Source organism: Gordonia amicalis NBRC 100051 = JCM 11271, from assembly GCF_000332995.1.
Lineage (GTDB): Bacteria > Actinomycetota > Actinomycetes > Mycobacteriales > Mycobacteriaceae > Gordonia > Gordonia amicalis.
Genome location: NZ_BANS01000029.1, coordinates 40,113 through 51,154, shown reverse-complemented (window position 1 = coordinate 51,154; position 11,042 = coordinate 40,113). Strand labels below are relative to the sequence as shown.

General features: G+C 70.4%; 1 protein-coding gene and 2 pseudogenes. All 3 read right to left on the bottom strand.

All coding sequences use genetic code 11. The features are described 5' to 3' along the window. Positions 1 to 46: 46 nt before the first annotated feature. Positions 47 to 133: pseudogene (locus GOAMI_RS23930) on the bottom strand (hypothetical protein); the annotation flags it as partial. Further along, positions 103 to 5,478 carry a non-ribosomal peptide synthetase gene (locus GOAMI_RS14780; protein ID WP_006437347.1) on the bottom strand — a complete coding sequence of 1,792 codons (5,376 nt, stop codon included), beginning with the start codon at positions 5,476 to 5,478 and terminating at the stop codon, positions 103 to 105. The gene GOAMI_RS14780 and the pseudogene GOAMI_RS23930, both read right to left, overlap by 31 nt. Then, a pseudogene (locus tag GOAMI_RS14775) lies at positions 5,475 to 10,816 on the bottom strand (amino acid adenylation domain-containing protein); the annotation flags it as partial. The pseudogene GOAMI_RS14775 and the gene GOAMI_RS14780, both read right to left, overlap by 4 nt. Between the last annotated feature and the right edge of the window lie 226 nt (positions 10,817 to 11,042).

Sequence of the window (11,042 nt, the reverse complement as noted above, 5' to 3'; positions counted from 1 at the left end):
CCTTAGCGCTTCGGCCACCTCCGCAGTCGAACGCGGCTCGGCCAGCTCAGGCAACGGTGTCGATCGCCGACGCGAGGGCCTCGACCGTCGGCGCGTCGAAGATCACCCGCACCCCGATCTCGACACCGAGTTCGGCGCCGAGCCGTGCGACGACGCGCGTCGCGGACAGCGAGGTGCCGCCGAGTCGAAGAACGAGTCGAGTGCGGACACGCCCGGTGCGTCGTCGGCGCCGTCCATGCCGAGGACCTCGGCGAAGGCCGCGGCGACCGTGCGTTCGGTCGCGGTGCGCGGTTCGACGTGGACGCCGCGGGAGAACTCGGGTACCGGCAGCGCGGCCCGGTCGAGTTTGCCGGTGGCGGAGAGGGGGATCTCGTCGAGCGGGACGATCGCGGTCGGCACCATGTGCGCGGGCAGCTGCCGTGCGGCATGGGCTGCCAGCGCCGACACGTCGATGACCGCACCTTCGCTGTGGTGAACCCACGACACCAGCACGGTCTCGCCCGACGTCGGGTGGGCGACACCGGCGGTGGTCGAGAAGTCGACCGCTGCATGACTTTCCAGCACGGCGTCGATCTCGCCCGTCTCGATCCGGAATCCGCGGATCTTGACCTGGAAGTCGCTGCGACCGAGGAAGTCGAGCTCCCAGCGGTCGTCCCGACGACGGCGGCGGACGAGGTCACCGGTCCGGTACATCCGCTCGCCCGGTCGCCCGAACGGCGCGGCGACGAACCTCTCTGCGGTCAGGGCGGTGTGGTTCAGGTATCCGGCGGCCAGCGCCTGGCCGACGAGGTACAGCTCGCCCGCGACGCCGGGTGGCACCGGATGCAGGCGGGCGTCGAGGACCAGCACACCGACTCCCGCGATCGGTCCGCCGATCGTGACGGGCCCGCCGGGACGCATGGCGCCGGATGCGGTCGACCAGATGGTGGCCTCGGTCGGACCGTACAGGTTGTACATGATGCGTCCGTCCGACCAGGCGCGGACGAGTTCGGGCGAGCAGGAGTCGCCGGCCACGCACACCACGCGGAGATCGGGGAACGCCTCGACGGGAACCGTGGCCAACGCACTCGGTGTGATCGTCATGTGCGAGACGGCCTCGTCGGTGATGACTGCCGCCAGCTCCCGGCCACCGGTGACGCCCGGTGGCACCACGACCAGGGTCGAGGCGGCGGCCACCGCGACCAGGGTCTCGAACACCGAGGCGTCGAATCCCGGTGCGGCGAAACGCAGCACCCGCGACGACGGGCTCAACTCGAAACGCGACCGGGCGTCGGCGACGAGATCGGCGAGCCCGCGGTGCGTCACCGCGACGCCCTTGGGACGACCGGTCGAGCCCGAGGTGAAGATGACGTAGGCCGTGTCGTCCATCCGGACGGACGGCAGCGGATCATCGAACACACCCGACTCCGGCGCCCATCGCGAGCGGTCCGTCAGGTCGAGAAGATCCTCGACGACGAGCCAGGAGGTGCCGACGTCCGGCTCGCTCGGTGCGCCGGCACCGCCGACGGCATCCGCCGCCGCGCACGTCACGCCGAGCGTCGTGGCCAGTGTGCCGGTCATGTACCGGATGCGTTCGGCCGGCTGAGACGGGTCGATCAGTCCGGCCGCCGCCCCGGTCCGGGCGATCGCCCAGAAGGCCACCGTGCCGACCGACGAACGGGGCACGGCCAGTGCCACGACCGTGCCCGGTCGTGCACCCCGCGACCGGAGTTCCGCGGCGAGCAATCGTGACGCCGCATCGAGTTCGGCGTAGGTCAGCGAGTGTTCACCGTCGGTGACGGCGACACCGTGCGGATGGTGGGCCACCGCGGAGTCGAGTAGCGCGGGCAGCGCGACCGCCGAATCCGTGAGGGCCGGCGAGTTCACGAGTGCCGGGACGGCGTCGGACTCCCCGGTCGGCAGGTCACCGATCGGGGTCTCCGGTGCGTCGACGACCGACCGCGCGATGGATTGCAGGCGATGCAGCAGGTCGGCGATGGTGTCCGCGTCGAACAATGCTGTCGCGTAGGTGATCACGACGGGCGTGTCCTCGTCGCGAGGCCGCCCCGGTGGGTCGACGACCGTCACCTGCAGATCCACCTTGGCGGTGGTGACCGGTACCTCGAGTTCGGAGACGACCAGTCCGGGGAGTTCGACGACCGGCCGTTCGGTGTTCTGAAAGGCGAGCGCGACCTGGAACAGCGGCGGGTGCGCCGTGCTGCGGGCGGTCGTGACCTCCTCCACGACCGTTTCGAACGGCAGATCGGCGTGATCGAGGGCAGCGATGTCGGTCTCGCGGCAGATCGCGAGAACCGTGGCGAAGTCCGCGTCACGTCGCAACGGGGTGCGCAGCGCGAGCGTGTTCACGAACATCCCGACGAGACTGTCGAGCTGACGCTCGCCGCGACCTTCCACCGGTGTGCCGATCACCAGATCCGCGCTGCTCCCCGACCGCAGCAGCGTGACCGCGAGAAGCGCGTGGACACACATGAACATGGTCGCGTCGTGCCGGTCGGCGAGTTCGAGCAGGCGGGACCACGTCGCGGCGTCGATCACCGCGGACAGTTCCGCCCCGCTCTCGTCGCGTACGGGCGCACGTGGACGGTCCAACGGCAGATCGGTGAGCTCGGGGACGCCGGCGAGCTGTGTCTTCCAGTAGGCGAGCTGACGGGCCGCGAGCGACGCGGGGTCGGCGCTGTCCCCGAGGATCTCGTGATGCCACACCGCATAGTCGACGTACTGCACGGTCAGTGGCGGCCACTCCGGGGCACGACCGGACAACCGGGCCTGGTATGCCTGGACGAAGTCCGCCACGAGCGGCGCCATCGACCCACCGTCGCCGATGATGTGATGGACGACCAGCACCAGCACCCATTCGTCGTCGGCGACCCGGATGAGCCGCGCCCGGACCGGCGCTTCGTTCTCGAGATCGAAACCGCGCGTGACGATGTCGGCGACCGTCGCGGTCACCCCGGGTGTGCCGGTACCTCGCATGTCGATCGGTGGATCCGCCCGGGCGTCGTGCCGCGCGGTATCGGGGTCGTCGATGATCTGTCGGGGAACCCCGTCGCCGGCGACGAACCGTGTGCGCAACGTCTCGTGACGGACGATCAGGTCGTCGAGCGCCGCGGCCACGGCCGCTGGATCGACAGGTGTGCCCGGCGCGTCGGCGTCCGAGCGGCCTCGCAGGCGCAGGACGGCCGGGATCAGGTAGGCCGCTCCCCCCGGGTTCATCGTCTCCAGGAACCAGATCCGGCGCTGGGCCGGTGACAACGGTAACGGCCCGGTGCGGTCCACCGGACGCAGCGGCGGCCGCGCGGGTCCCGGCTCATCGCCGTCGGCGAGTCGCTGGTCGATCACCTCGGCGAGGCCGCGCACCGTGGGCGTCGCGAAGAGGTCGCGCGCGGCCACCGTGGTCCCCAGGTCCTCGGTCGCGCGCGCCGCGACGCGGGTCGCGGTGAGTGAATTGCCGCCGAGGTCGAACAGCGAGGCGGTGACGCCGATCTCGTTCTCGCCGAGGATCTCCGCGACGAGAGCGGCCAGCCGCTCTTCGGTCGGGGTGGCGGGCGGTTCGTCGATTCCCGGGTCGTCGGTGGCGTCCGGTTCGGGCAGGAGCGTGCGGTCGAGTTTCCCGTTGACCGTGAGCGGCAGCGCGTCGAGCCACACGAACAGGGTCGGCACCATGTACTCCGGCAACGCGGCCGCGAGACGGGTCCGGACGGTGGCTTCGCCGGGTCCGTTCCCGGCGGTGGGTACGAGATAGCCGACGAGATGTTCGGTATCGCCGCGCATGCGGACGTCGGCGCCGGCCGCGTCGATGCCGTCGACGGCGGACATCGCCGACTCGACCTCGCCGAGTTCGATACGGAACCCACGCAGCTTCACCTGTCCATCGCGCCGGCCGACGAACTCGATCGATCCGTCCCTGGCGACGCCGATGTCACCGGTTCGGTACATCCGGCTGCCCGGCGGGCCGAACGGGTCGGCGACGTAACGCGTCGCCGTCAGGCCGTGGCGCCGGAGGAAACCCCGGGTCACCTGGACACCCGAAACGTACAGTTCGCCGGGCACACCGTCGGGCAGCGGCGCGAGCCGTGCGTCGAGGACGTGCACGCGGGACCCGAGAAGCGGTTGTCCGATGTCCGATGCCGTTGCGGCGTCGACGAATCCACGCGTGAGCTCGCGCCGCGTCATGTACACCGTCGTCTCCGTCGGCCCGTACATGTTGTTGAGCTGGGGCCCGGGGACGTCGGCTCCCGGCCTGGCCGGCGACCCGTCGGCGGCGCGGTCGGCCTGCCACTTCCGCACATGCTCGTAGTCGAGGAGCTCACCCGAGAAGTGGAGGCGCCGAACCGATTGCGGGAGAACCGAACCATGCGGCGGCCGGACCGCCGCGGCGAACTGGTAGAAGGACGACGGCGTGAAGTTGACGACCGTGACGCCCTCGCGGTCGAACACCTCGACCACGTCGTCCGGCGCACGCGTGGTGGCATGGTCGAGCACGACCAGACGGCCCCCGGCGAGGAGCGCCGCCCAGATCTCGCCCACCGACACGTCGAAGGCATACGAGTGGAACATCGACCACACGTCGTCGGGCGTGCTCTCGACCAGCGCGCCGAGCGCGACGAGCAGGGAGATCACGTTGTCGTGGGTGACCACAACACCTTTCGGCACACCGGTCGATCCGGAAGTGTACATGACGTAGGCACTCGTATGTGCGCCGATCCGATCGGGAAACGCCACCGGGACCGGTTCGGCCCACGCCGTCAGATCGTCGGGCGTCGAGACCCGGGCAGGCATGTCCGCCCAGGCGGCGGCGGTCTCGGGGTCGGCGAGGACGAGTACCGGCGCGGCGTCGTCGACGATGGTTCGCAGCCGCGCGATGGGATGGGTGCGGTCCAGCGGCAGGTAGGCCGCGCCGGTCTTGAGCACCGCGAGCAGTGCGACGACGAGCTCGGTCGACCGTGGCATCGCCACGCCCACCAGCGATTCCGGCCCGGCTCCGGCGGCGGCCAGTGCGCGGGCGAGCCGGTCCGTCCGATCGTCGAGCTCGCGGTAGGTGATCGCCGCGCCGTCGAGGTCGGTGAGCGCCACTGCGTCTGCGCGTCGGCGTGCCGACACCCGGAAGAGACCCGGGAGGGACTCCACGTCGCGCGTGCCGAGAACGTCGTCGATCCGCCGTTCGTGGTCGGCGAGGACCTCACCGGCGGTGGCCGCCAATTGTGCCGGGGTGCTTCCGGTTCGGGGCAACAGCGCCGTGACCGTCGCGCGCACCGCCGGGGCCGGATCCACACCGCGAGCGGCCAGGGTGGTCGCTGCCGCCGTCACCCGCCGGTGCAACTCACCGAAGGTCACGGGCCCCGACGCACCGACCATCGCCTCGGCGTCGGCCGCGTGGGTCGCGGCGAAGGTGAGCCTGCGCAGCACCGCCGGCTGGTGAGTGGACCCCGCGGACGTGCGCGCCCCGACGCTACGCGATACCGAGGTGTCCGACGTCACGCGGGGTCCGCCCGGTTCCGTCGGGGTTCACCGTTCACCGCATCGGCGCCTACGCACAGTGCGTTCGTCGCCGCGGTGCGGATGCACGCGAACACCTCGTCGATGGTGCGGTCCGCGTCGGCGAGGAGCGTGGTGACCGCGACCGTCAGCGCCTCACCCGGGTCCTCGTCCGGCACGGAGAAGGCCATGGCGACCGAGGTGGCCTCGAGGTCGGCGAAGGTCACCGACGGCGCCCCGGGGATGCCGATCACCGCGTCGAGCACCGTCGCGGCGACTGCGGACACGAGTTCGTGGAGCGCCTGCTCCTCGTCGACTACCTCCGACGACTGCCTGTCGGCCCAGATGGACAGGTCGCCGACCGGGGTGCCCGGCCGGGCCGCGATGTCGGTGAGCAGGTTCCGGTAGCGCTCGACGATCCGTTCGGCACCGGCTCGGTCGAAGAGGTCGGTGTCGTAGGCGATCTGGCCACCGAGTGCACCACCCCGATCCACCCCGTCCAGGTCGTCCGGGTACACCATGATCTCCAGATCGACCTTGGCCGCGATCGACGCCGGGGGCCGGACCCGGACGGACAGACCGTCGAGGCTCACCTCCGGGAAGTCGAGGTTCTGGTACGAGAGCATGACCGAGAACAACGGGTTGTGGCGGCCGCGCCGGACCGGTCCCGTCTCGGCGCGGTTCAGGTGGTCGACGATCTGGTCGAAGGCGACGTCGGCATGGGCCAGGTCGGTGACGTCCTCGGTCCGTACGCGTCGCAGAAGCTCGTCGAACGGCTCGTCGAGGCGCAGACGCGTTCGGAGCGGAACCGTGGTCGCGAGCATGCCGACCATCTCGGCCAGGGCGGGATCGTCGCGGCCGGCGAACGGCGTCCCGATCACGATGTCCTCGCTTCCGGACAGACGGCCGATGAGGACCGCGAGCGCCGCGTGCATCACCACGAACTGCGTCGTGTTGTTCACACGCGCGAGATGTTTGAGAACCGTTGCGGTTTCGGGCGGGATGCTCAGGTCGACGACACCTCCGCGGTGCCGGGGTTCGGCCGGCCGCGGACGGTCCGTCGGGATCACCGCCGGTTCCCGTACCGTCCCGAGGCGTCGTTCCCAGTACTCGAGTTGAGCCCGTTCCTCGGTCAGCCCACCGGGTGCCTCGGCCGCCAGCCGCTCGGCATGCCAGATCGCGTAGTCGGCGTACTGCACGCGCGGTGCGCTCACGGTCGCCGTCCACGGTCCCGCCTGCCCACTGATCCGGGCACGGTAGGCCGTGGTCAGGTCGCGGGCCAAGGGCCGCAACGAACCGCCGTCGGCGTTGATGTGGTGCACCACGAAGACGAGGAGGTGGCGGTCGGACGCCAGTCGCAGGATCACCGCCCGGATCGCGTTGGGGCCGGTCAGGTCGAAGCCCGGTTCGACGACGGCGGCGATCTCCTCCCCGACGCGGTCGGGGGTGGTGTCGACGAGGGCGACCCGGAATCCGCGGAGAGCATCAGCGGCCGGGATGATGACCTGAACCGGCCGCCCCTCGTGCAGCGGGTACCGCGTCCGGAGCGACTCGTGGCGGGCGATCACGTCCCCGAGTGCCCCCGTGAGGGCCGGGATGTCGAGGGGCCCATCGAGTTCGAGGGTGAATCCGACGTTGTACGCCGACGACGACGGGTCGATCTGGTTGAGTGACCACAGTCCGCGCTGCACACCCGTGAGGTCGACCATGTGCGGCCGTTCCCGCGGTGTCAGGACACGTCCCGCCCCGACGGACTCGACGGTGTGCAGTGCGGCGACGAAACTCGCGACCGTCGGGTTCTCGAACAGCAGGGCGAGCGGCACCCGCCGGTCGACGTGCTGTTCGACCCGGTAGGTCACCTTGGTCGCCGACAGCGAACTGCCTCCGAGTTCGAAGAATCCGTCGTGCACGCTGACCGTCTGGAGTCCGAGGACATCGGCGAAGATCTGCGCCACTGCCGCCTCCAGACGGCTTCGGGGAGCGACATATTCGCGAGCGGGTGAGATCTCGACGGCCGGCAGCGCACGGCGGTCCACCTTGCCGGTGCGGGTGACCGGGAACTCCTCGAGCACCTGGACGGTGTGTGGGACGAGATGTGCCGGCAGGTGGGCGACCGCGTGGTCGACGATCTGCTCGGGTGCCGGACTGCGGCCCGGCCGGCCGGTCACATAGGACACCAGGACCGTGTCGCCGGCCGGCGTGGGCATCCCCACACTCACCGAGTGCTCGACGTCGGGGTGGGTGACGAGCACTGCGTCGACCTCCCCCGGCTCGACCCGCATGCCACGGATCTTGATCTGGAAGTCGTTGCGGCCGTGATAGATCAGCTCGCCATCGGGTGTCCATGAGACGAGATCACCGGTGCGGTACATCCGTGTGCCGACACCGAACGGGTCGGCGACGAACCGGCCCGCGGACAGCCCGGCGCGTCCGTGGTAGCCCCGTCCGAGCGCACGTCCGGCGAGGTAGAGCTCGCCCACGACGCCGGGCGGCACCGGTCGCAGACCCGGGTCGAGAACCCGTGCTCCGACGCCGGAGATGGGGCGCCCGATGGTCACCGGCGCCGTCGCGCGCAGCGGTCGGGACGCGGTCGCCCAGATCGTGGTCTCCGTGGGACCGAACAGGTTCAGCAGGCGCCGGCCATCGGCATCCCACCGAGCGACCAGTTCCGGCGGGCACTCCTCCCCGCCACCATGATCGTCTCGACGTCCGGGACCGACGCCGGATCGATCGTCGCCAGAGCTGTCGGCGTGGCCACGGCGTGCGTGACCCGATGCCGTGCGATGACGTCCTCGAGTTCGGGTCCGGCGAACACGTCCGGCGGGCTGATCACCAGTTCCGCGCCCGCACAGATCGCGAGGATGATCTCCCAGACGGCGACGTCGAAACCCGGTGCGGCGAGCTGCACTACACGGGACGCCGGCGTGGCCCCGAGCCGGGCCTGCTGTTCGGCGACCATCTCCGCCAGCCCCGCGTGGGTGACCGCGGCCGCCTTCGGACGTCCCGTCGATCCGGATGTGAAGAGCAGGTACGCGAGATCGTCGACACGGGTGCGACGCGTCCGGTCCGCGTCGGTGACCGGATGGTCGCGGCGCCCGGCGATGTTCAGTTCCACCTCGAGGTCGTCGAGCAACCACTCCTCGACACCGAGGTCACGGACGCTCGTATCACGCTGCTGCGGTGCGGCATCCGGTTCCGCGGCCCGGTCGGCGGCGACCACCGAGTCGACGGTGATCACCAGGGCGGCGTCGCTGTCGGCGAGCATCGCCGCGCGGCGCCGTACCGGCAACCGCGCGTCGATGATGACGAACGCGGCCCCACTCATGGCCACCCCGAGCATCGTGAGCACCATCCGGGGCGACCTGGGGATGCTGACGGCGACCACCTCTCCCGGCCCCAGTCCGCGGTCGGCGAGGACACGGGCGATCTGATGCGTCACCGTGGCCACCTCGGCCCAGGTCAGTCGTGCGGTACCGTTCGTGGCCTCACCAGTGAGGGCGACCGCGGCGGGGTCGGCGGTGGCGAACCCCCGGGCGATGAGCTCCGCGAGGGTCGTCTCCGGACGGGCGCCGCGGCGTGGTGCGGCGAGCTCGCGCAGCGCGTCGGGTTCGAGCAGATCGATCGCGGCGAGGACACGATCGGGCCCCGACACCATCTGGCTGAGCACCCGCCGCAGCCGGGACGCCAAGTCGCGGACCGTGCTCTCGTCGAAGACGATCGGTGGCGTAGGCGAATTCGACGACATAGTCGTCCGAACGCTCGGTCACCGAGACGGTGACGTCGTACTTCGCCGACGGAACCCGCGCATCGAGCAGTTCCGCCGACCCCGTCCAGTGCGACAGGTCGGTCAACTGGTCGGGCTGCACGCTCAACGCGACCTGGAACAACGGCGAATGTGACGGCGACCGTTGCGGCGCGAGTGCGTCGACGACGCGCTCGAAGGGCACGTCGGCATGACTCATGGCCCGAGCGCAACGGCGATGTGCCCCGGTGACCAGATCCCGCACGGTGTCACCGGGCCGCAGTGCGGTGCGCAGGACCACGGTGTTGACGAACATGCCGACCAGATCGGCGACGGCCGGATCGTCGCGCCCGGCAACCGCGGTACCGATGCTCACGTCGTCCACCGCGGCGAGCCTGCCCAGCGTGAGGGCAAGCGCGGACTGAAGACCGCGAACGGGGTGACGGCCAGCGTGGTCGCCAGCCGACGGAGGTCGGCGGACAGCTCCGCGTCCAGGGTGACGTCGAGGTGGGCTCCCGCACTGGACATCACCCGCGGGCGCGGACGGTCGGTGGGCAACTGGAGCAGATCGGGTGCGCCGTCCAGTTCCGCACGCCAGAACTCGAGACCGTCGACCAGCGCCGGTGAGGGTTGTTCAGGCGTGCCCAGGACCTCGGCGCGTTCGACGGCGATGTCGGCGTACTGCAGCGGCAGCGGGGTGAACTCGGGGGACTCGCCGGCACGCCTGCTCTCGTAGGCCGTCATCAGATCCCGGAGCAACGGCCGCAACGAGTGTCCGTCGGCGGCGATGTGATGCAGCACGAGCACCACGACATCGCCGCGAGGGTCCCCGGTGATCAGCCGGCACCGGAACGGAATCTCTTCTGCCAGGTCGAATCCCACGTCGGTGATGGCGGCGATCGCCGCTTCGAGCGGTTCCGCGGCAGAAGCCTCCCGGCGTCCCTCCGTGCTGATCCGGACAGGTTCGGAATCGAGTACGGCGCCGGCGGACGCGGTGTCGAGGATGCGCTGTTCGGGTTCGCCGTCGACGGCCGGGAACACGGTACGCAGGATCTCGTGCCGGTCGAGGACGTCGAGCGCTGCTCGACGCAGCACCGCGGTGTCCACCGCGTGGGTGAGCCGCAGCGCGCCGGACATGTTGTAGGTCGCCTCGGCGGGTGACATCCGGTTGATGAACCACAACCGGGTCTGTGCCTGGGACAACGGTATCCGTGCCGGGCGTGGCCGGCGTCGACGCTCCGTGGACACGGGCGGGGTGTCCGAGACGACGGCGCGGGATGCGAGATCGGCGAGGTCGTCGCTGTCGAAGACGTCGGTCAGGGCGATCGTCAGACCGTGCCCGATCCGGGCCCGGGACACCATGCGTGCCGCGAGGATCGAGTCAGCACCCAGGGCGAAGAGGTTGTCGGACAGGCTGATCCGTTCTCGGCCCAACGCCTGGGCGACGAGGGAGACGATCGCCTTCTCGGCCGGTGTCCGCGCCTCGCGGAATTCCTTGGCGCCGGCTGTCAGGTCCGGGGCGGGCAACGACGACTGGTCCAGCTTCCCGGAGCGGGTCGTCGGGAAGTCGGCGAGGAACACGACTGCGAGCGGCACCAGCCGCTGACCCGTCCCCCGAGGCTTTCGCTGAACAGCCACGAATCATACGCTTTACATCTCTTTTGAGATCGAAAGTGATACAGCGCATCTCGGCTCCACACGACGCTCCGCACGCTGCCGCGAACTGCTGTGACTGGTGGGACCACGGAAGTCCCACGGAGTCACTTCGTTCACTTCTGTAGCGCGACAGCACTTACGTTGCGGTTTGGATTCGGTCGTTCGACCG